Source organism: Bacteroides caccae, assembly GCF_002222615.2.
Taxonomy (GTDB): Bacteria; Bacteroidota; Bacteroidia; order Bacteroidales; family Bacteroidaceae; genus Bacteroides; species Bacteroides caccae.
In genome coordinates, this window is sequence record NZ_CP022412.2 from 2,798,126 (window position 1) to 2,820,653 (window position 22,528).

The 22,528-nt window shown below is 42.9% G+C and carries 19 protein-coding genes, 2 tRNA genes and 1 pseudogene; 9 read left to right on the top strand and 13 right to left on the bottom strand.

What is annotated here, in order from left to right:
- Nucleotides 1-36: 36 nt before the first annotated feature.
- The gene (locus CGC64_RS11245) at nt 37-939 is read left to right on the top strand and encodes a helix-turn-helix domain-containing protein (protein ID WP_005676435.1); all 903 of its coding nucleotides are present in this window, start codon (nt 37-39) and stop codon (nt 937-939) included.
- 52 nt (nt 940-991) lie between these two features.
- Here CGC64_RS11245 and CGC64_RS11250 read toward each other — a convergent pair whose 3' ends face one another.
- Entirely contained in the window at nt 992-1,576 is a 585-nt protein-coding gene (locus tag CGC64_RS11250; protein ID WP_005676434.1) for a Crp/Fnr family transcriptional regulator, read from the bottom strand.
- A gap of 107 nt (nt 1,577-1,683) precedes the next feature.
- Between CGC64_RS11250 and CGC64_RS11255 the strand changes: the two genes are divergently transcribed.
- The gene (locus CGC64_RS11255) at nt 1,684-2,415 is read left to right on the top strand and encodes a DUF3845 domain-containing protein (RefSeq protein ID WP_032838049.1); all 732 of its coding nucleotides are present in this window, start codon (nt 1,684-1,686) and stop codon (nt 2,413-2,415) included.
- Nucleotides 2,416-2,442: 27 nt separating this feature from the next.
- Here the strand turns inward: CGC64_RS11255 and CGC64_RS11260 are convergent.
- The 3 genes and pseudogenes from CGC64_RS11260 to CGC64_RS11270 all read right to left on the bottom strand — a co-directional run.
- Nucleotides 2,443-2,514, bottom strand: a tRNA-Glu gene (locus CGC64_RS11260).
- Between the two features lie 68 nt (nt 2,515-2,582).
- Nucleotides 2,583-2,669: transfer RNA gene (locus tag CGC64_RS11265), tRNA-Ser, on the bottom strand.
- 439 nt (nt 2,670-3,108) lie between these two features.
- Nucleotides 3,109-3,333, bottom strand: a pseudogene (locus CGC64_RS11270) (hypothetical protein); the annotation flags it as partial.
- Nucleotides 3,334-3,512: 179 nt separating this feature from the next.
- On the opposite strand from CGC64_RS11270, the gene CGC64_RS11275 reads away from it, so the two are divergent.
- The 3 genes from CGC64_RS11275 to CGC64_RS11285 all read left to right on the top strand — a co-directional run bounded on the left by CGC64_RS11275 (nt 3,513) and on the right by CGC64_RS11285 (nt 7,990).
- Nucleotides 3,513-3,959: a hypothetical protein gene (locus tag CGC64_RS11275; protein WP_005676429.1), complete on the top strand. Its 447-nt coding sequence runs from the start codon at nt 3,513-3,515 to the stop codon at nt 3,957-3,959.
- Nucleotides 3,960-4,196: 237 nt separating this feature from the next.
- Nucleotides 4,197-5,861: a putative transporter gene (locus CGC64_RS11280; protein ID WP_005676428.1), complete on the top strand. Its 1,665-nt coding sequence runs from the start codon at nt 4,197-4,199 to the stop codon at nt 5,859-5,861.
- Nucleotides 5,862-5,995: 134 nt separating this feature from the next.
- On the top strand, nt 5,996-7,990 hold the full coding sequence (locus tag CGC64_RS11285) for a fructose-bisphosphatase class III (RefSeq protein ID WP_005676427.1): 1,995 nt from the start codon (nt 5,996-5,998) through the stop codon (nt 7,988-7,990).
- 111 nt (nt 7,991-8,101) lie between these two features.
- Here CGC64_RS11285 and CGC64_RS11290 read toward each other — a convergent pair whose 3' ends face one another.
- From CGC64_RS11290 to CGC64_RS11310, 5 genes are all read right to left on the bottom strand, one after another.
- Nucleotides 8,102-9,250 carry an LA_2272 family surface repeat-containing protein gene (locus tag CGC64_RS11290; protein ID WP_005676426.1) on the bottom strand — a complete coding sequence of 383 codons (1,149 nt, stop codon included), beginning with the start codon at nt 9,248-9,250 and terminating at the stop codon, nt 8,102-8,104.
- 68 nt (nt 9,251-9,318) lie between these two features.
- Entirely contained in the window at nt 9,319-10,977 is a 1,659-nt protein-coding gene (locus CGC64_RS11295) for an AMP-binding protein (protein ID WP_005676424.1), read from the bottom strand.
- 166 nt (nt 10,978-11,143) lie between these two features.
- Nucleotides 11,144-12,214 carry a GDP-L-fucose synthase family protein gene (locus CGC64_RS11300; protein WP_005676423.1) on the bottom strand — a complete coding sequence of 357 codons (1,071 nt, stop codon included), beginning with the start codon at nt 12,212-12,214 and terminating at the stop codon, nt 11,144-11,146.
- A gap of 8 nt (nt 12,215-12,222) precedes the next feature.
- Nucleotides 12,223-13,293, bottom strand: a complete 1,071-nt coding sequence (gmd, locus tag CGC64_RS11305) for a GDP-mannose 4,6-dehydratase (RefSeq protein ID WP_005676422.1) — start codon at nt 13,291-13,293, stop codon at nt 12,223-12,225.
- A gap of 84 nt (nt 13,294-13,377) precedes the next feature.
- On the bottom strand, nt 13,378-14,556 hold the full coding sequence (locus CGC64_RS11310; protein WP_005676421.1) for a dicarboxylate/amino acid:cation symporter: 1,179 nt from the start codon (nt 14,554-14,556) through the stop codon (nt 13,378-13,380).
- Between the two features lie 109 nt (nt 14,557-14,665).
- Here CGC64_RS11310 and gnd point away from each other — a divergent pair, with 109 nt between their 5' ends.
- From gnd to pgl, 3 genes are read left to right on the top strand one after another with little or no spacing between them, the layout of a single operon-like run.
- On the top strand, nt 14,666-16,141 hold the full coding sequence (gene gnd / locus CGC64_RS11315) for a decarboxylating NADP(+)-dependent phosphogluconate dehydrogenase (RefSeq protein WP_005676419.1): 1,476 nt from the start codon (nt 14,666-14,668) through the stop codon (nt 16,139-16,141).
- Between the two features lie 57 nt (nt 16,142-16,198).
- Nucleotides 16,199-17,695 (top strand): glucose-6-phosphate dehydrogenase, encoded by a 1,497-nt coding sequence (gene zwf, locus CGC64_RS11320; RefSeq protein ID WP_005676417.1) that lies wholly within the window; start codon nt 16,199-16,201, stop codon nt 17,693-17,695.
- A complete protein-coding gene (pgl, locus tag CGC64_RS11325; RefSeq protein WP_005676416.1) occupies nt 17,692-18,423 on the top strand; it encodes a 6-phosphogluconolactonase in 732 nt (243 codons plus the stop codon). Before zwf ends, pgl begins: the two co-directional genes overlap by 4 nt.
- A 109-nt stretch (nt 18,424-18,532) precedes the next feature.
- Here the strand turns inward: pgl and CGC64_RS11330 are convergent, their stop codons facing one another.
- The gene (locus CGC64_RS11330; protein ID WP_005676415.1) at nt 18,533-18,745 is read right to left on the bottom strand and encodes a hypothetical protein; all 213 of its coding nucleotides are present in this window, start codon (nt 18,743-18,745) and stop codon (nt 18,533-18,535) included.
- Between the two features lie 257 nt (nt 18,746-19,002).
- Here CGC64_RS11330 and CGC64_RS18960 point away from each other — a divergent pair, with 257 nt between their 5' ends.
- Complete coding sequence (locus tag CGC64_RS18960; RefSeq protein WP_005676414.1) at nt 19,003-19,236, top strand: hypothetical protein; 234 nt, start codon at nt 19,003-19,005, stop codon at nt 19,234-19,236.
- 255 nt (nt 19,237-19,491) lie between these two features.
- Here CGC64_RS18960 and CGC64_RS11340 read toward each other — a convergent pair whose 3' ends face one another.
- From CGC64_RS11340 to CGC64_RS11350, 3 genes are read right to left on the bottom strand one after another with little or no spacing between them, the layout of a single operon-like run.
- Complete coding sequence (locus CGC64_RS11340; protein WP_005676412.1) at nt 19,492-20,190, bottom strand: LytR/AlgR family response regulator transcription factor; 699 nt, start codon at nt 20,188-20,190, stop codon at nt 19,492-19,494.
- 40 nt (nt 20,191-20,230) lie between these two features.
- On the bottom strand, nt 20,231-21,286 hold the full coding sequence (locus CGC64_RS11345; protein ID WP_005676410.1) for a sensor histidine kinase: 1,056 nt from the start codon (nt 21,284-21,286) through the stop codon (nt 20,231-20,233).
- Nucleotides 21,287-21,304: 18 nt separating this feature from the next.
- Entirely contained in the window at nt 21,305-22,525 is a 1,221-nt protein-coding gene (locus CGC64_RS11350) for an ABC transporter permease (protein WP_005676408.1), read from the bottom strand.
- Nucleotides 22,526-22,528: the final 3 nt, after the last annotated feature.

Sequence of the window (22,528 nt, forward strand, 5' to 3'; positions counted from 1 at the left end):
TAGCTGGTATATTTGTCGCTAAAAAAGAGAGAGAGTATGGAGATTCAAGGTGTTCCGAAAATAGGTATTTCTTCGGTAGTTCATTCCAAGCATATAGATCCTGACTGCATTGATGTGGTTGACAATGATATAGCGCTCTTCGATACGGAGAGCGTTGTTTCCTTGTATAGCGGACCTAGTAAGCTGGAGGTAGTTACAGTGGGCCTCTGTTTGGGAGGTGGTAGTAAATTTAATATTAGTTTACGCGAGTATGAAATAGTTCCGGGACGAATGGTGATTGTCTTGCCGAATCAGATTATCGAGCATAGGTGGTTTAGTCCTGATTTCAAGGCTATTTTCTTTGCGGTATCAAAGAATTTGCTGGAAGCATTGCCTAAAGTGGGGAATGTACTTTCTCTGTTCTTTTATTTGAAAGATTATCCTTGTTTTGACCTTACGCCGCATGAACAGGATATTATCCGGGAATATTATAGCTTTATCAGGAAAAGATTGAAGAATAAGGAGGACTTGTATCGTAGAGAAGTCGTAATGGGACTGATGCAAGGTTTTTTCTTCGAACTTTGCAATATCTTTAATAGCCATGCTCCGACTGCCGCCGCTACGGTGAAGAATAAAAGTCGGAAAGAGTATATATTCGAGCGTTTCTATGAATCTCTGATAGAATCTTATCAATCGGAACGTAGTGTGAAATTTTATGCCGACCAGTTGTGTCTGACACCGAAACATCTCTCAGGTGTGGTGAAAGAAGTCAGTGGTAAAACGGTGGGGGAGTGGATTGATGAGCTGGTGATTCTGGAGGCAAAAGCGCTTCTGAATTCTTCGAGTATGAATATACAAGAGATTGCCGACCGGCTCAATTTTGCAAACCAGTCTTTCTTCGGGAAATATTTTAAGCATTATACCGGTATGTCTCCTAAAGAATACCGCAAAAGCCGATAACGGAATATTCTGTTATCATATATGTTTTGTCTTCATTGTGCGTTGTTTTTTACTATAAGACGCCGGAACGTACCCGGCTTAGTGTTTCCGGCGTCATCAGCAGGTAAGAGGCGATATGTGCCAATGGAGCTCGTTTGATGATTTCCGGATGCGTTTCGAGCAGGAGGTTATAACGTTCACGTGCCGATTCGAAGCGCCATGAGTCCGCTTTGATTTGGGATACGATTAAAGAGTATTCCAGTATTTTTTGATAAAACATATTGATTTCCCAATTTTCTTTGGCTAACTTAAATAGCATATCCCGCGGAAACATGTAAAGAACAACAGGCTCTAATGTTTCTACAATTAGTTTTGTCGGTACTTGTTTCAGGAAACTTTCAATACACATCACGATACATCCTTCGTAAGAGAAATGTTCGGTAACATCTTTTCCGTTTTTATAGTAATACTGCCTAAGCATTCCTTTGCCGACAAAAACAATTTCATGGGCTACTTCTCCTTCATTCAGTGCTATGGCTCCTTTCGGATATTCTTCACGAATGAGAATGTTTTCGATCTGCCTTCTTCCCTCTATACTCATCTCCGGAAAGCGGGAGTTTACAACGGCGTTTACTGTCTCTCTTAATAGTGTGTCCATTTCTTTTTTGTCTTGATGTGTGCAAAAATACTAAAAACGGTTGACATAAATCAAGTGTGGCACAAAAAAGATGTATCTTTGTACTTAAAATCAAGATGTAGGCGATGATGAATAAAATTATAGGAGCGGCTGTATTGCTGCTTTGTTTTTGCAGTTGTGTGAAGGATAATGATGCGATATATTATCCTGTGGGTAATGTGGATATTGAAAAAGGCGGTCCGGCTCTGGAAGTAGGATCTAATAGTATTTTGGTGGCTGAGAGCTATAATGAAGAGGATTATGTATTGGATACGCTTGCGCAGTATCCGGGTGATCCGACTCTTGGCAAGCTGACGTTTATGATTAATCTGAAAAATCAGTCGGGAACCCGGGAGGTTGCAGAGTTCAATGGTGTAGGTAAATCCGTATTGACTATGAGCCTCGGTTACAAAGACGGTAATTATCCGGTAGAAAGCCAGATTCCTGTTTATACTTCCGCAGATGCTACTGCTAGTTATGCCATTAAACTTCGTTTAAAGGGAGAGTTAACTTTAACCGACGATGAATGGATGATTGATTATGTTTATGCTCAACTGGCCGGTTTATTCCAGCCTTATCCGCCAGCGTCTTTCCCGGAAGTCTTTATGTGTAAAGGAGGGGAACAGTCTTTTGCTACTTTTGATTCATTTCGCAGGACCTGGACATTTGATATAACTTATGATCATTCCGAGCTTTCTTTTAGTCAATTATACTTTAACTTATTTGTTAATCTGGCTGGGCAAAAGCGGGAAGACAGAATCCGGCTGAGGATAGATAAAGATTCCTACTTTAAGATATATAAAATAAAAGAGGAAATGTAGTTTAACTACATTTCCTCTTTTATTTAGTAGTGGGTACGAGAATCGAACTCGTATTACATGCGTGAGAGGCATGTGTCCTAACCGTTAGACGAACCCACCGGCATTTTATGGATTTAAAAAGAGCCAAGTCTTATAAACTTAGCTCTTTTTCTCTTGAGATTTGTTTGCGGAAGCTGGGGGATTCGAACCCCCGGTACCCTTGCGAGTACGTCAGTTTAGCAAACTGGTGGTTTCAGCCACTCACCCAAACTTCCTTGAACCCGCATTCTCTCTCAAATGCGGTGCAAATATAGGGGGAACTTTTGGACTACGCAAATCTTTTAGCAAGATTTTTTTAGTCTGTTTTTTGAAAAATCAGATAACTTGCTATGTTTCAAATGTTAAACGAATGATTTTTTTTTCGATATCTTTTATTTTTTGTTACGAAGGAAAGAACTTGAAACATATTGACGGTATCTGCTTGCGATATTGACGGTATCTTAGTGAGATAGGGTAACTATGTCGACCGGACAGTGACGCTATATTTCAGAGCATAAAAAAAGGCTATCTATCCCAGACAGCCAATCTTTTGTTAACCTTAAATCTAATACTATGAAAAACACATTACAAAGATACGGACTTCTGTTAAATTAGCAAGTAAAGCAAGAAAAAACAGATGTTTTATAACATTGATTAAATAATTCATTCTACTATTCAATCTTTATTAAGATTTTTACTGCTTTGAATGCTATATTCCCAATATTTATCACATAGTTGCAGGTAACTTGTCTCGGCACTCTTACCTCCCAAGGAGATAGCATACATCTTTGTTTGTTTTGCTTTTGCATGTTCTATGCTTCGAGCTAACATATAATCAACGGGACGCATCTCAAAGTCGGATACGGTGATGATATCTGTTTCCATATATTGGTAATCGGAGGCAAAGATACGAGATTTCTTTGAGATAGGTTTATTGGGTACAGAGGGATTTACCTCCATAATTAGGCAATTTCCTCCGTACAAGTAGGACTTTTCAGTTTCATAAGGAAAATTCATTCTATACTTTTGTCATATCGAAAGATAAATGATATAAATAAGGACCATAAAAATAAAGGATTATGAAAACGAACGCATTCAAATACTTAGGTATAGCTTTAATGGCATTGATGATGATTAGCCTTACTTCTTGCGAAGTAGAAATTGATAGCTTTTATGATGATGATAATATCGGTGGCGGGTATTATTCCCGTTCGTCGGAATTGTGCAGTCGCACATGGATCAGTTATTACCGTGACGCAGACGGGAACCGTTGTTGTCAAGAACTGGATTTTTATTTAGACCGTACAGGGGTTGATTACATACGAGTGGAATACCGTAACGGAGATGTGGAAGTTTTTGAATATAATTTCCGGTGGAACTGGGAAAACTATGCACAAACATCTATCAGGATGTCCTACGGTCCGGGTGATGTTTCCTATCTGGATGATGTGTACCTTGGTGGAAACAGATTAAGCGGTTATCTGGACGGAAGGGATAACTTTGTGGAATATCAGGGAAGCAGGTAAAAAAAACAATAGGTATCGGAGATAACAAGATGCAGGTAGAAAGACGAGGACAAAGAAGGATAAGATAAAAATGTGTCAGGGGTTAATGACAGAATGATAGGTAGGAGAGGTAAAAGGTTGCCAATAGGATTTCAGGAATAAGGGTTAGAGTATAAATAGGGCGCGAAATGAAAGCATAAAAGTTTTGAACGGGACTAAATAGTTTTTATCTTTGCGCCCTATTAGTTTTATATATACATGGAGTGGTTATCTAGTCTATTTCTCGAACATTCTGCCTTACAGGCTGTTGTGGTACTTTCACTGATTTCTGCGATAGGTCTGGGCTTGGGAAGAGTGCATTTCTGGGGTATATCCCTGGGAGTCACTTTTGTTTTTTTTGCCGGTATACTTGCCGGGCATTTCGGGCTTTCGGTTGACCCGCAGATGTTGAATTACGCAGAAAGTTTCGGTCTGGTTATCTTTGTTTATTCTCTCGGTCTACAAGTGGGGCCCGGTTTTTTCAGTTCTTTCCGGAAAGGAGGAGTGACGTTGAATATGTTGGCGTTGGGAGTTGTTCTTCTGGGTACTTTATTAACGGTGGTAGCCAGTTATGCTACAGGTATATCACTTCCCGATATGGTTGGTATTCTTTGCGGAGCAACGACAAACACTCCGGCGTTGGGAGCGGCGCAGCAGACATTGAAACAAATGGGCATGGATAGTAGTACGCCTGCTCTGGGATGTGCCGTGGCCTATCCAATGGGAGTAGTCGGTGTGATTCTTGCCGTTTTGTTAATTCGTAAAGTATTGGTTCGCAAGGAAGACTTGGAAATAAAGGAGAAGGATGATGCGAACAAAACCTATATTGCAGCGTTTCAAGTACATAATCCTGCTATTTTCAATAAAAGCATAAAGGATATAGCTCATTTGAGTTATCCTAAGTTTGTTATTTCCCGTTTGTGGCGTGACGGACATGTCAGTATTCCGACTTCTGATAAAGTGTTGAAGGAAGGTGATCGCTTGCTGGTGATTACGGCTGAAAAAGATGCGCTGGCTCTGACTGTGCTTTTCGGCGAACAGGAAAATACGGATTGGAACAAAGAGGACATTGACTGGAATGCGATTGACAGTGAACTGGTCTCCCAGCGCATTGTTGTCACTCGCCCTGAACTGAACGGGAAGAAATTGGGAGCGCTCCGGTTGAGAAATCATTATGGAATCAATATCAGCCGTGTCTATCGTTCGGGTGTACAACTGCTCGCCACTCCGGGATTGATACTTCAGTTGGGTGACCGACTGACGGTAGTAGGGGAAAAGGCAGCCATTCAAAACGTGGAAAAAGTGCTAGGTAATGCTGTCAAGAGTTTGAAAGAACCTAATTTAGTTGTTATATTTATTGGTATCGTGTTGGGATTGGCGTTAGGTGCTATTCCTTTTTCTATTCCGGGTATCAGTACTCCTGTAAAACTAGGCTTGGCAGGTGGTCCTATTATTGTCGGTATCCTTTTAGGTACGTTTGGACCACGGATACACATGATTACCTACACTACTCGTAGTGCCAATTTGATGTTACGTGCCTTGGGACTCTCAATGTATCTAGCCTGTCTGGGACTAGATGCTGGGGCACATTTCTTCGATACGGTATTCCGTTCGGAAGGGCTACTGTGGATCGGTTTAGGAGCCGGACTGACAATCATCCCAACTGTTTTAGTGGGCTTTGTAGCCTTCAAGATGATGAAGATCGATTTTGGCACAGTGTCCGGTATGCTATGCGGAAGTATGGCGAATCCTATGGCATTAAATTATGCAAATGATACAATTCCCGGTGATAACCCGTCTGTAGCCTATGCGACAGTATATCCATTGTGTATGTTTCTACGGGTGATTATTGCACAAGTACTGTTGATGTTCTTATTAGGTTGAAAATAAATTTTATATGAAAATTGTAAACGAGTAAATAAAAAATATATTTATCACGGATAACTGAATGGAATGATTCCGAACAACGAACATAGGAAGCAAAGTAATTGTTAATTAGTAAATTGTAATAAAATAGAATGACTGCTCAAAGTAATATAACTCCTGAAAGTATTGTGGGCGATCTCCGCTACCTTCAATTGCTTTCCCGTAGTTTTCCTACTATTGCCGATGCTAGTACGGAAATTATCAATCTGGAGGCTATCTTGAATCTGCCTAAGGGGACAGAACATTTCCTGACAGATATACACGGTGAATATGAAGCATTCCAACATGTACTGAAAAATGCTTCAGGTGCGGTAAAGCGTAAAGTGAATGAAATATTCGGCAATACTCTCCGTGAAGCGGAAAAGAAAGAACTCTGTACGCTGATTTACTATCCCGAAGAAAAACTTCAACTGGTGAAAGCTCGTGAGAAGGACTTGGACGATTGGTATCTGATTACTCTGAACCAACTGGTGAAGGTCTGTCAGAATGTGTCTTCCAAGTATACGCGTTCTAAAGTGCGTAAATCGTTACCTGCCGAGTTCTCCTATATTATTCAGGAATTATTGCATGAATCGTCTATCGAACCGAATAAACATGCTTATATCAATGTAATTATCAGTACGATTATTACAACAAAGCGGGCAGATGACTTCATCATTGCTATGTGTAACCTGATTCAACGGCTGACTATTGACTCCCTGCATATTGTCGGTGACATCTACGACCGTGGTCCTGGTGCGCATATCATCATGGATACTTTATGTAATTATCATAATTTTGATATTCAATGGGGAAACCATGATATTCTTTGGATGGGTGCTGCTTCGGGCAATGACAGTTGCATCGCTAATGTGATCCGTATGTCTATGCGTTACGGTAATTTGGGCACATTGGAAGATGGTTATGGTATTAATCTGCTGCCATTGGCTACCTTTGCTATGGATACTTATGCTGATGATCCCTGTACTATCTTCATGCCGAAGATGAATTTTGCCGACGCTCACTATAATGAGAAAACCCTGCGTTTGATTACCCAGATGCATAAAGCGATTACTATCATCCAGTTTAAGTTGGAGGCTGAAATCATCGACCGTCGTCCTGAATTCGGCATGGAGAACCGGAAACTTTTAGAGAAGATAGACTTCGACCGTGGTGTCTTTGTGTACGAGGGAAAAGAATATGTCCTGCGTGATACCAACTTTCCGACAGTAGACCCAGCCAATCCTTATCGGCTGACAGAAGAGGAACGTGAACTGGTAGAAAAGATTCATTATTCATTTATGAATAGTGAGAAGTTGAAGAAACATATGCGCTGTCTGTTTACGTATGGCGGGATGTATTTGGTTTCCAACTCGAATCTTCTTTATCATGCTTCCGTACCTTTAAATGAAGATGGCAGTTTCAAGCGTGTCAAAATCCGGGGAAAGGAATACTGGGGACGCAAGCTACTGGATAAGGCCGACCAGTTGATTCGTACCGCTTACTTTGATGAAGAAGGAGAGGAGGATAAGGAATTTGCTATGGACTATATCTGGTATATGTGGTGCGGTCCTGAAGCTCCTCTGTTTGATAAAGATAAAATGGCTACTTTTGAGCGCTACTTTGTAGAAGATAAAGAACTGCACAAAGAGAAGAAAGGGCATTATTATACATTGCGTAATCGTGAGGATATTTGTGACCGGATTCTGGAAGAATTTGGTGCTTCGGGTCCTCATTCGCATATCATCAATGGTCATGTGCCGGTAAAGACTATTCAGGGCGAACAGCCGATGAAAGCTAACGGCAAACTTTTTGTGATTGACGGTGGATTTTCAAAGGCTTATCAGCCGGAAACAGGGATTGCAGGATATACGCTTGTTTACCATTCTCACGGTATGCAGCTTGTACAGCATGAACCATTCCAGTCGCGGCAGAAAGCAATTGAGGAAGGGCTGGATATTAAGTCTACCAATTTTGTACTGGAATTCAATTCACAACGAATGATGGTGAAAGATACTGATAAAGGAAAAGAGCTGGTAACGCAGATTCAGGATTTAAAAAAGCTACTTGTTGCTTATCGTACCGGATTGATAAAAGAGAAGATATAAAAGAATAGTAAGTAGTGATTAACAATGAACGGTGAATAAGTTGCAACGTAATAAAGCAACTTGTTCACCGTTCACTATTTTGTATACTGTTTGCTATACATACATTCTTTTTTAGAAAAGAACAATGCCTGCTTCAATGATAACACCTTTATCGTAATTGCTTGATTTATTATAGAACCGGGTAAGTCCGTAACCACCCGTTGCAAAAATACCGAATTTTGGAGTAAACTGATATTCCAGATTGGCACGGGCTTGCAGTGCATATAGGCGTTTTGGAATTACTTCATCCTTATTGTCGAATGCTTCAATGTGTTGATAACCAAGATCTCCGCTGATAGATAGTCCTTTATAAACAGGGAAGGAAATACCAGCACGATAGGAGGCGCTGGCTGAGAACTTGTCATTTAAGTCCTGATACATGGAACCGACTCCCAGAATTGTATAGAACAGCTGGTTCTTGAAACGCACACCGATGTTGGCAGCTGTAGAATTGCCACCATACAGCATCATTTGCACTTTCGTATCAGGATTGGCATTGACCAGACCCAGTTGCAATCCTTTCATATCTTCCCTATAATAATTGACCAGACCAATTTGTAAACCACGGGCTTTTGTTGCATAGTTGCATAAAGCGATCTGTAAGCCATTCAGTTTTCGGGCAGTAATATTGGCAATACCTGCAATCTGCAAACCATTCATATCTTCGCCCACCACATTCAGTAGTCCGGAAGTTACCATACCGTTATAACTCTGTCCGGTGATATTGGCTGCGCCGGAGAACTGAAAGCCCGAAGCCATGTTTCCTGTCACATTCATAAAACCGCTCATCATCACTCCCGAAGTATTATCTCCTCCGATGCTGGTAAGACCGGCAATAATTACCCCTTTTGTACCGTCTCCGGTAATATTTACTAATCCGGCAGTAGAAAGTCCTATGGTATTGTCACCGCTGATATTGCTGACACCCGCTATCTGAACACCGCGCATTGTTCCACCTGCCAAGTTAGCCAAACCTGTGATTTGCACTCCATTCATGTCGCCATGCACTACGCTTCCCAATGCATTGATACCGACACCATTCAGGCGGTTCAACGTAGAAAGCAGACCGATATTGACATAGGTCGTCTGCGTACTGTCATGCGGCTGCGTACATATATCTTTCCAAATGGAAATATTGATACCCGCACTCTTATTCTGTGCCGGCAAACAAACGGCAGCCATGAGAATAGCTGCCGTGAGGATTGTTTTTCTTATCTTCATTTTTAATATATTTCTCTTTCTCTTGATTTCTTTTTTCTCGGTTCAGGTGGAAATGCATGGGAGGATAATTATCCTTTCGCTTCCTGATACAGATAACGCTTAATACTCTTTTTCGGCGTCTTTTCAAATTCTTCCGGATAAATCTTCATTTTTGAGATCTGACTATATGCCGGCAACATAGCATTCAACGCCACTCGGTTTTCTTCCATAACCCGTTCAATGTCCTCGTTCTTCAAACCGTGGGCAAAAGCATCATCAAAGTCCGGATAAACAAGTCCGACGAGCTTTTCGTTCTGCTGGACAATAATACTTTCGGCCACATAGGGCAGGTTGTTCAACTTGTCTTCTATTTCTTCCGGATAAATATTCTGTCCGCTGGCACTGAGCAATAAGTTTTTGCTGCGTCCCTTGATTGTAATATTTCCTTCCGCATCTTTCAACGCCAGGTCTCCTGTGTGCAGCCAGCCGTCTTTATCTATAACTTCTTTTGTAGCTTCTTCATTTTTGTAATATCCCAGCATAACATTCGGTCCTTTACAAACTATTTCTCCTACGATATTTTCCGGGTCGGAAGATAGAACCTGTACATCCATACGTGGTACAGCTTTTCCGCAAGAGCCGGGTTTGAACCTTCTCCAATCTTCATAGCAGATAATCGGACCACATTCTGTCATTCCATAACCTACTGTATAAGGAAAATCAATCATTTTCAGGAATTGCTCAACTTCCTGATTGAAAGCTGCACCCCCTACGATAACTGCTTTGAAGTTTCCGCCGAACGCCTTAATCATTTCTTCGCGTACCGTTGCTTTAATCTTATCGTTGATAATAGGTACTTTCAGTAATATTTTCATGGCCGGAGTCTCCAACTTCGGAAGTACACTCTTTTTGATAATCTTTTCGATAATCAGTGGGACGGCAACGATCAAACTGGGTTTTACTTCTTCAAATGCCTGGAAAATGATTTTCGGACTTGGCATACGGGTCAGGAAGTAGATGTGACATCCTACGGAGAACTCATAAAGAAATTCGAAAGCCAGTCCGTACATGTGCGCCATAGGAAGCATGGATACAATCTTGTCTCCGGCTTCCAACTCCAATACTTCAAATGCAAATTTAGTATTCGACCACAAACTACGATAGGGGAGCATTACTCCTTTTGAATAACTGGTCGTTCCGGAAGTATAATTGATAACGGCTAATTCTTCGGGTTCGTCTTTGTGGTATTCGATATGTTCTCTACGGAAATTTTTCGGATATTTTTTGCCGAACATTTCATTCAAATGTTCGCGTGCGTGAGTTAACCGTTCACTACGGGATACCAGCAGGGTGAAGTCATTCATCATCAGGATACCTTCGAGTAGTGGCATTGCCGATTCGTTCAGGTTTTCCCATACCATATCTCCTACAAACAGCAGTTTGGCTTCGGAATGGTTGACGATATTGTGTACATTGTCTGCTTTAAACTCGTGGAGAATAGGAACGATTACTGCTCCGTACGTCAGTGTAGCAAGGAAAGTTACTCCCCAATGGGAGCTGTTTCTTCCGCATACGGCAATCTTATCTCCTTTGCGGATTCCACTTTCCTCAAAAATTATATGGAGTTTTTCGATTTTGCGGGCTACATCTTTATACTGAAGGGTGGCTCCCTTGTAATCTGTCAGGGCATCCAAATCCCAATTGTTCTTGATACTATTCTCAATGTAAGCTATAAAACTTTGTTCCATTGTTTTTGCACATTTGGTATTAAATTGTGCAAATATAGCAATTAAATTAAGAATGGAAAATTAACTATGAAGAATTTTTGGAGAGGGTGGAGAGAAGAGTGAGTCTGTGATATGCTATAAGCTAAAATAATTATACTGATAGCATATCAACAGATTGTTTGATTTTTTATTTCAAGTACCATTCATACATCTTTCGCACACCTTCCTCGATTTCGATTTTGTGATGCCAACCCAGTGCGTGCAGTTTCGAAGGATCGGTTAGCTTACGCATCGTGCCGTCCGGTTTACTGCTGTCGAAAGTCAGTTTGCCTTGATAGCCTACTGTCTCTACGATCCGCTCGGCAAGTTGTCGAATAGTGATTTCCTTACCTGTTCCGATGTTGATATGACAGTTACGGATATCCTTGCTACCTTCTTTATATGTATCTTTGAAGTCAACGTGTTCCATGACGAATACACTGGCGTCTGCCATTTCTTCACTCCAAAGGAACTCGCGGAGAGGAGTTCCCGTACCCCACAATGTCACTTCCGTTTCACTGATACCATATTTGCTTAGGATAGCCAGAATTTCTTCTTTCGGACTGTCTCCGTTGATACCTTCTACCGGGCGCAGGTTCATATCCTTTCGGACAGCCTCCCAGTTGCCTTCTTTCAGGCAATGGGCCAGATGAATCTTGCGGATCATAGCAGGCAGTACATGGCTGCGTTCCAAATCGAAGTTATCATTCGGACCATATAAGTTGGTCGGCATCACAGCGATGTAGTTTGTTCCATATTGCAGGTTGAAACTTTCACACATCTTCAGACCGGCAATCTTGGCGATGGCATACGGCTCGTTGGTATATTCCAACGGAGAAGTAAGTAATACATCCTCTTTCATCGGCTGCTTGGCGTCACGTGGATAAATACAGGTACTTCCGAGAAAGAGTAGCTTTTTTATGTTGTGGCGGAAACTTTCCCCGATGACATTCTGTTGGATTTGCAGATTTTTGTAGATAAAGTCGGCGCGGTAGATACTGTTTGCCATGATGCCGCCAACGAAGGCAGCAGCAAGGAATACATATTCCGGCTGTTCTTCATCGAAAAACTGGCGGACAGATACACTGTCGAGCAGGTCAAGCTCCTTGTGAGTGCGACCTACCAGATTCGTGTATCCTTTATTCTGCAAATTTTTCCAGATAGCAGAACCCACGAGACCGTGGTGTCCTGCTACATATATTTTTGCATTCTTTTCCATTCTTCCGTTTAATGTTTGTTCGCGATCATGCGTTTCACCTTTTCCATGTCGTGGCGTACCATGATACGGACCAGTTCTTCAAATGAAGTCTTGCACGGATTCCAACCCAGCAATGTTCTTGCTTTGGTCGGGTCGCCTAACAACTGTTCAACTTCCGATGGACGGAAATATTTGGGGTCAACTTCTACCAATGGCTTGCCGGTGTCTACGTCAATTCCCTTTTCATTTATGCCCTCGCCTTCCCAGCGGAGTTCGATGCCTGCTTCCTTGAAAGCTAGCGTAGCAAATTCGCGTACCGTATGCATTTCTCCAGTAGCGATTACGAAATCTTCTGGAACGTCATGCTGCAGAATCAGCCACATACATTCTACGTAATCTTTGGCGTATCCCCAGTCTCGGCGTGCATCCAGATTACCTAGATACAGCTTGTCCTGTTCGCCCTGTGCGATGCGGGCGGCAGCCAGAGATATTTTGCGGGTAACAAAAGTCTCGCCACGGCGTTCGCTCTCGTGGTTGAACAAGATACCGTTTACGGCAAACATACCGTAGCTTTCGCGATAGTTTTTGGTAATCCAGAAACCATATTGTTTGGCTACCCCGTACGGAGAACGGGGATAGAACGGAGTTGTCTCTTTCTGTGGAACTTCCTGCACTTTACCGAACAACTCGGAAGTGGAAGCCTGATAGATACGGGTTTTCTTTTCCAGTCCCAGAATCCGTACCGCTTCGAGCATACGGAGCGTACCGATAGCGTCCGCTTCGGCAGTATATTCCGGAACATCAAATGATACCTTTACGTGGCTTTGGGCAGCCAGGTTGTAAATTTCATCAGGTTGCACTTGTTGAATGATACGGATTAACGAACTGGAATCTGTCATATCCCCATAATGCAGATTGATCGTACGTTTCTGTTTCATGTCGCGCACCCATTCATCAAAATATAAATGTTCGATACGTCCCGTATTGAACGACGAAGAACGACGAAGGATACCGTGAACTTCGTAACCTTTTTGCAAAAGTAATTCGGCAAGATACGAACCGTCTTGTCCGGTAATGCCTGATATTAGGGCTTTTTTCATACGTTATAATTGTTTATTTGGAATAATACGGGCGCAAATGTCGACATTTTTTGCAGTATATGCAAACCTCTTTCAATTTATTTTTCAGCACAGTCGTTCAGCACGGTTTTTGCCCATTATTTTGTCGATAATCAAAGCAATAGCTCCATCTCCGGTTACGTTGCAAGCTGTTCCGAAACTGTCCATGGCAATGTAAAGAGCAATCATCAATGCTTGTGCTGATTCATCGAAGCCGAGCATGGACTGCAAGATACCTAGTGCCGCCATGATTGCTCCTCCAGGAACACCCGGTGCAGCTACCATTGTAATCCCCAGCATAAAGATAAACCCGGCAAATAGGGGAAAGTCGAACGGTATTCCCTGCATCATCATCAATGCCAGTGCACAGGCTACGATTTTCAGAGTACTGCCCGACAGGTGAATCGTGGCGCATAGTGGAATAACGAAGCCGGCAATGTCTGAGGATACTCCGTTCTTCTTCGTCTGCTCCAGTGTGACGGGGATAGTGGCTGCTGAAGATTGTGTGCCTAAAGCCGTGAAATATGCCGGCATCATCTTTCCGAGCAGTTTAAACGGATTTTTGCGCACGAATAATGCTGCAATGGAATATTGGAAAACCAGCAGGAAGATATGAAGAATGAAAATTACTCCGATAATTTTGATAAATACCATTAAGATAGCGTATACTTGTCCGGAGTGCGTCATGTTTAGAAAAATACCGAAGATATAAAGCGGAAGCAACGGCAGAATGACAGCACTAATCATGCGGACGATGATCTCCTGGAAGTCCCTTGCCACGTTTTTTAGCGCATCGCTGTTCAGGGAGGCGAGCCCCAACCCCAGCGTAAAAGCGAAAATTAACGCGGTCATTACATTCATCAGCGGAGGAATGGAGACGGAGAAGTAGGGAAGAATTCCTTGTGCTTCGCTTACTTCTTCGAGCGGCACGCCCGGTTCGATGAGTGATGGGAATACTGTGACTCCTGTGAAATAGGAGAGAAAACCTGAAAACAACGTAGCACCGTATGCAATGAGTGCGGTGACAAGCAACATCTTTCCCGCACCTTTACCAATGTCGGCAATAGCCACAGTGACCAGTCCGACGATAATCAGTGGAATGGAAAAGTTGAGAAACTCACTGAAAATACCGTTGAATGTAACAAATATCCGTACCAGTGGTGCCGGGAAAACTGTACCGATAGCAATACCTAGTATGATAGCGATAATGATACGCGGCAATAAGCCGATTTTAATCTTCTTCATCCTTGTTTTTATTTGTAGACCACAAAAATAATGTTTTAATCTAAATATTGCGAACAAATGTTCTTTTCAAGTGTTACTATGATAAACATTATATCAAAATATACAAGTTATGACAAATCAGAATAAAACAGATATCGGGCTAATCGGCTTGGCTGTAATGGGCGAGAATTTAGCATTAAATATGGAGAGTAAAGGCTGGTATGTATCAGTTTACAACCGTACTGTTCCCGGAGTGGAAGAAGGAGTCGTAGACCGCTTTATGAATAGCCGTGCAAAAGGTAAAAATATTGAAGGATTCACAGATATAAAAGCATTCGTTGATTCGATAGCTACCCCTCGTAAAATAATGATGATGGTTCGTGCCGGAAATCCGGTAGACGAATTGATGGAACAACTTTTTCCGTTGCTTTCGCCCGGAGATATTCTTATCGACGGTGGTAACTCCAATTATGAAGATACCAACCGGCGTGTCAAACTGGCCGAATCGAAAGGTTTTCTTTTCGTCGGTAGTGGTGTGTCCGGAGGGGAAGAAGGAGCATTGAACGGTGCGTCTATCATGCCCGGTGGTTCGGAAAAAGCATGGTCGGAAGTGAAGCCGATTCTTCAGAGTATTGCAGCAAAAGCACCGGATGGTACACCGTGTTGCCAATGGGTAGGCCCTGCCGGTTCGGGACATTTTGTGAAGATGATTCACAATGGTATTGAGTACGGTGATATGCAGTTGATCGCCGAAGCTTATTGGGTGATGAAGAATCTGATTGATTTGAATAATGAAGAAATGGCGGATGTGTTCGCCCGTTGGAATGAAGGAAAGCTGCGCAGCTATCTGATTGAAATCACTGCCAACATTCTCCGTCATAAAGACAAAACCGGGGGATATCTTATTGATAAGATTCTGGATGCAGCAGGACAGAAAGGAACCGGTAAATGGTCGGTTATTAATGCTATGGAACTAGGTATGCCGTTGGGGCTGATTGCCACGGCAGTATTCGAACGCAGCCTTTCCGCACAAAAAGACCTGCGTCGTCTGGCTTCCAAACAATTCCAGTGTCAACATACACAACCTATATATAATAAGGCGGAACTTGTAAAGAATATCTTTTCCGCCCTTTATGCTTCTAAACTAGTCTCTTATGCACAGGGATTCGCCGTGTTGCAACGTGCTTCCGATGCTTTCGACTGGCATCTTGATCTGGCCTCCATTGCTCGTATGTGGCGTGGCGGATGTATCATTCGTAGTATATTCCTCAACGATATTGCTGCCGCTTTCGAAGCACCCGATAAACCTAAGCACTTGTTACTGGCTCCTTATTTCCGAGAAGAAATCAAGACGTTGCTTTCCGGTTGGAAGAGTCTCGTTGCAGAAGCGATGAAAGAAGAACTGCCCGTTCCGGCTTTTTCTTCTGCTTTGAATTATTTCTATTCACTCACTTCTGCCGATTTGCCCGCTAACCTTGTGCAAGCGCAGCGCGACTACTTCGGCGCGCATACATTCGAACGAAAAGATGAGTTGCGCGGACAGTTCTTCCATGAAAACTGGACAGGACACGGAGGCGATACGAAATCTGGAACATATAATGTATAATAAATAGGTATTTTCAAGTAACAAGATTGTTTGATAAGTAGAAATAAAAAAGCGACAATGGATAAATTTGCAATGATTATTTTCGGTGCGTCGGGTGACCTGACCAAGCGTAAACTGATGCCTGCACTCTACTCCTTATACCGCGACAAGCGGCTTACAGGAGATTTCTCTATACTCGGCATCGGGCGTACGATATACTCCGACGAGAACTATCGTTCTTATATATTGGAAGAACTGCAACAATTCGTCAAGGCAGACGAACAGGATACTATTCTTATGTCTTCTTTTGTCTCTCACCTATATTACTTGCCGCTGGACCCTGCAAAGGAAGAAGGTTACCCCTTACTCCGCCAACGTCTGGTGGAATTAACTAACGAGGTAGATCCGGATAATTTGTTGTTTTACCTTGCCACTCCGCCTTCGCTTTACGGTGTAGTTCCTCTGCATCTGAAGGCTGCCGGACTAAATACTCCTCATTCGCGTATCATCGTCGAGAAACCTTTCGGTTACGATCTCGAATCGGCACGTGAGTTGAACCGTATCTATGCTTCTGTCTTCAACGAGCACCAGATTTACCGTATCGACCATTTTCTTGGCAAGGAAACTGCACAAAACGTGCTTGCGTTCCGTTTTGCCAACGGTATCTTCGAACCTCTCTGGAATCGTAACTATATCGACTACGTAGAAATTACAGCTGTCGAGAACCTCGGTATCGAGCAACGCGGCGGGTTCTACGAAACGGCGGGTGCCTTGCGCGACATGGTACAGAATCATCTTATCCAGCTTGTAGCTCTTACAGCTATGGAACCACCTGCTGTCTTTAATGCGGACAATTTCCGGAATGAAGTGGTGAAAGTCTACGAGTCTCTCACGCCGCTTACTGAAGAAGATTTGAACGAGCACATCGTTCGTGGACAATATACGGCTTCCGGTAACAAGAAAGGTTATCGTGAAGAAAAGGGAGTAGATTCCGAATCACGTACGGAAACTTACATTGCCATGAAGCTGGGTATCAGTAACTGGCGTTGGAGCGGTGTCCCGTTCTACATTCGTACCGGCAAGCAAATGCCGACGAAGGTGACGGAAATCGTCGTTCATTTCCGTGAAACACCTCATCAAATGTTTCGCTGCTCCGGCGGTAACTGTCCGCGAGCTAATAAATTGATTCTTCGTTTGCAACCCAACGAAGGAATAGTGCTTAAGATTGGAATGAAAGTGCCCGGTGCAGGTTTCGAAGTCCGTCAGGTGACAATGGATTTCAGTTATGCACAGTTAGGCGGAGTGCCGAGCGGCGACGCTTACGCACGCCTGATAGACGACTGTATTCAGGGCGACCCGACCTTATTTACTCGCAGCGATGCAGTAGAAGCCTCATGGAAATTCTTTGACCCGGTTCTCCGCTATTGGAAAGAAAACCCTGACGCACCTTTGTACGGCTATCCGGCAGGCACGTGGGGACCTCTAGAAAGTGAAGCAATGATGCACGATCATGGGGCCGACTGGACGAATCCTTGTAAGAATTTGACGAACACAGATCAATATTGTGAATTATGAAATTAGCAGTTTTTCCCTCGTCGATTGAAACCTCACGCGCGTTGATACTTCGTCTGGTGGAACTCATGAATGAGGAGCCGGACAGAATATTCAACATCGCAGTCAGTGGAGGTAATACCCCCGCTTTGATGTTCGATTTATGGGCGAATGAATATCTGGATATCACTCCTTGGAACCGTATGAAAATCTATTGGGTGGACGAACGTTGTGTGCCTCCCGAAGACTCTGACAGTAATTATGGAATGATGCGTAATCTCCTTCTTGGGATAGCCCCCATTCCTTATGAAAACGTATTCCGCATCCGTGGCGAAGCTAAGCCGGTGAAAGAGGCGGTTCGTTACTCCGAATTGGTGAAACAGCAACTGCCATACAGATTGGGCTGGCCTGAGTTTGACATTGTACTGCTTGGAGCGGGAGACGACGGGCATACTTCCTCTATTTTTCCAGGACAGGAGAATCTCTTGACTTCCACTTCCAGTTATGTAGTCAGTATTCATCCCTGCAACGGACAGAAGCGTATTGCAATGACCGGATATCCTATTCTGAATGCCCGTCATGTTATTTTTCTGATTACCGGAAAGAATAAGGCGGATGTGGTGGAGGAAATCTGTAATTCGGGAGATACGGGTCCTGCGGCTTATATCGCTCATCATGCACAGAATGTAGAACTGTTTATAGATAAAGGGGCTGCATCGTATATTGGGGATGCGAGTAAAGAGATACATTAATTCAAAACAGAGCTACTAAAACAACAACTAACATGAATCCTTATCTGCAAGAACAACGATTTGCTTAGCGGACTACTTGCTGAGTAAAACATAAAAGACTGGAGGAGAGTTACGTTTTCGTGATCTCCTCCACTATATATTTGTCTTCCACCTTCTTACAAGTACACACAAGGTATTCCGGATGTTTCAAAGCTCCTTGTAGTGTATCGGGAAGAATAACTTCTTTCGTACGTCGGTCTATCGCAACCATTGCATACAGTATACCTTCACTCTCGCACTTCTCTATTAGTGCTTTCTTTAGTTCTTCTACGTCGAATTCCATTTTGGTGAGATTTGTCACTGCAAAGTTAGGGAAAATAATGAATATTTTCTGCAAATATATTTGTATTCCGCTAAATTAAGGACAATAAATAAAAACCAAGTATATTCAAATACTGAACATTTAGTATAATATTGATTAATATTTAATGTAGTGGAAATATTTTTTTGAATTAAGGGATTAAATGTGTATAATTGTAAATCCGTCGTAAAGGGTTTAGAACTAGTATGGAGATATTTTAATAATTAAATTCAAATCATATGAGACCTTTAATATCTAAGAAATCTTTCAGCTGTATAATTATAGGATCTGCTGTTATGAGCTATATAATTAAATATGTTATTGAAAAGCTGGGTGATCCTATTGAGAATATCGTTTGTGGAGCAGCCATAATGATTTCAATAACATCTCTAGTCTTTTTGTTTAAGTTGAAAAAATATATAGATAATAGTATTAATCAATCAAGTACTGATAACAAAGAAAAAGTGGAATAAAAGGGGTGGATTACTATTTAAAAGAAGTTCGAAACGATATATAAATAGTTAGTATATATACATAAAATGGCTTCCTTGTTCGTCCGCCGACGAGGAAGCCATTTCAACACAAAAACTAAACTAGACTTAACTAAACTATTCTATTCTTGGAATTTCACAATCCCTTTTCTGTTCGGTGCAAATGTACGCATAAATCATATTCTGACAAACTATAATCGACAAAATTCTCTTTTTTACCGATAAAACAGCTAAACATTAGCTCCTCTCGTCGAGGAAAGTTTGGAAGACCTGCTTGTAGCTGTCGCTGATAGGGATATAGGTCTTGTCGAATACAATACGGCCACGGTCAATCACACGTATTTTGTCTTTTTGTACAATGAACGAACGGTGTACACGTATAAAGCGGCTGGACGGCAGAAGTTCTTCCATAGCTTTCATACTCATCAATGAAAGAATAGGTTTGGGAGCGTCTTCTGTATAAATTTTAATATAATCTTTCAGTCCTTCGATATACATAATTTTCTTCAAGTCTACTTGTACCAGTTTGTAGTCACTTTTTACAAAAATGCTGTCTATTTCTTCCGGTTTCTGAACCAGTTCGAACCATTGAAGTGCCTTATTGGCAGCTTGCAGGAAATCGACATACGAAATAGGTTTCAGCAGATAATCGAGCGCATTGACACGGTAGCCGTCAATGGCATACTGACCGAAGGCGGTGGTAAACACAATACGGGTACGAGAATCCACCATTTTAGAAAACTCCAGTCCGTTAAGCTCCGGCATTTGAATATCCAGGAAAAGAAGATCGACTTCCTCATCCGGCAACTCTTTCATGGCCTGAACCGCACTGGAATATTTCCCGGCTAGTTGCAGAAACGGAGTCTTGTTCACGTAACTCTCCAACAGACCGAGAGCCAGAGGCTCATCATCAACGATTGCACAACGTAACATCATAATTCTCTATATCTATTGTTTAATACTTAACGTTTTATTCTCAAATCCTGATACTCAGTCGAGATTCGTACACTTCTCCCTCCTTCGAAATGCCTTTCGACCAGGTGTAATCCCCTGGATAAAGTATCTCCAGCCGTCGGCTGACTTGTTCCAATCCCACGCCTGAACCACTCTTGTCCTCCATTGTCTTAGGATGATTACTGTTACGGATCTCACAAATTACCTCTTTGTTGCTTTCCGAGATACGAATGCTGATGAAACTCGTTTCGGTGGGGGAGATGCCATGTTTGAAAGCGTTCTCAATCAAGGAAATGAAGATAAGTGGGGCAATAAGTGTCTGGCTGTCCGGCTGGATATCGAATTGAGTAGTCATTTTTACGTTCGACGATAATCGGATACGCATCAGTTCAATGTAATTGCGGATGAAGTCCACTTCCTTACAGAGAGGGACATACGTCTGCTGATTGTCGTACAGAACATAACGGAGTAATTTACTCAATTCCTGTACCGCCTGTTGTGCCTTGTCCGAGTCGAACGCAATCAGTGCATAAATATTGTTCAGGGTGTTCAGCAGGAAGTGCGGATTCAGCTGATTGCGCAGATTTTTCAGTTCGGCTTCCGCACGGCTTTTTTCTGCTTCCTTACGGGCAGCTTCGTTCTGTGTCCAACGGGCACTCATGCGGATAGCGGCACTTAGCCCGATAGTAAAGACAAGGCTCAGCATATCTCTAAGGAAAAACAGCCAGCCCGGAGGCATACCCGCCCGTTTGGGTTTTGGAGCAAATGACGGGTCGAATGTCAGGCTCTGCCAGAGATGAAGTAAAACTCCAATGGCACATAATAGGATGATGTTGTAAACAACATATCTCTTAGCCTGATTCTGAAAAAGGTAGCGGGGAACCAACAGGAAATAATTGGCGTAGAACACGATCATAAAAGAAAGTGGTACGGCGGCATGGCGTACGTAAGCCCACCAGTTGATGTTTCCGTTCCCACGTTCGACGAAAAAGAACGGGAAACCGAACATAATCCCCCAGCCGATAATGTGTATCAGTATCTCCAGGGGACGACGTGCGGATGTAAAGGTTTGTTTCATAAAGACAAAGATAGTTTTTTATTCGTATCTGATTGCCTCAATCGGATCTAAATCTGCAGCTTTTTTTGCAGGATACCAACCGAAGAAGACTCCGGTGACGGTACAGACAGCGAAAGAAAGGAAAACGCTCCACGGCTGAATATAGATAGGCCAGTGGGCCACGCTTTTCACTATCCAACTGGCTCCGCAGCCGATAATGACTCCGATGATACCTCCGGTGATACTGATCATGATCGCTTCGATAAGAAATTGGCTCAGAATATCGACGCCTCGTGCTCCGACGGACATACGCAGACCGATTTCACGGGTACGTTCCGTGACGGATACATACATGATATTCATGATTCCGATACCGCCCACTACCAATGAAATGCCGGCGATACAGGCAAGCAGGGTTGTCATCAAGTCGGTGGTAGAGTTCAGCATTGTACTCAATTCTTGTTGGGTACGGATCGTGAAGTCATCGTCGTCCGAGGTTTTTAGCTTATGATTGCGGCGAAGAATTTCGGTGATTTCCTCCGTGGCATAGTCCGTCATATCTTCAGTGAGGGCAGAAGCAAAGACGCCTTGCAGGTAAGTGACGGCGAGCAGGCGTTTCATCACTGTGGTGTAAGGCGCAAGCACGACGGCGTCCTGATCCTGTCCCATAGAGTTGTAACCTTTCGATTTGAGCACACCTACCACGCGAAGCGGTATTTTGCTGAAACGGATAATCTTTCCCACGGGATCACTACCGTCCGGGAAAAGGTTATCTACGATTGTCTTTCCGATAACGCATACTTTGGCGGAGCTTTGTATATCGGCTTCGGTAAACATCTGTCCATTTTCGACAGTGAGCTGACGGATGTCGAGATATTCTGTTCCTACTCCGTTGACGGAGGCAGGGTAGTTATTGTTTCCGGCGATGAGCTGTCCGGACGAAGATACGTTAGGACTAATGGCAGACAGGAAATTTGTCTCATCGCGTAAGGCTTCGTAGTCCGCCAGTTTCAAGGTCTGCATCGCAGAGGGATCTTGCCGGACACCTCCACGCATATCAGCTCCCGGGTGAATCATTATCATGTTCGAGCCCATTTCGGATATCTGCTGTTGGATACTTTTCTTCGAGCCTTGTCCAATGGCAAGCATCGTGATGACGGATGCGACACCGATAATGATGCCAAGCATGGTAAGGAAAGCGCGTAGCTTGTTGTTCGCCAACGCCCGGAGAGCTATTTTAAATAAATTGGTTCCATTCATGTT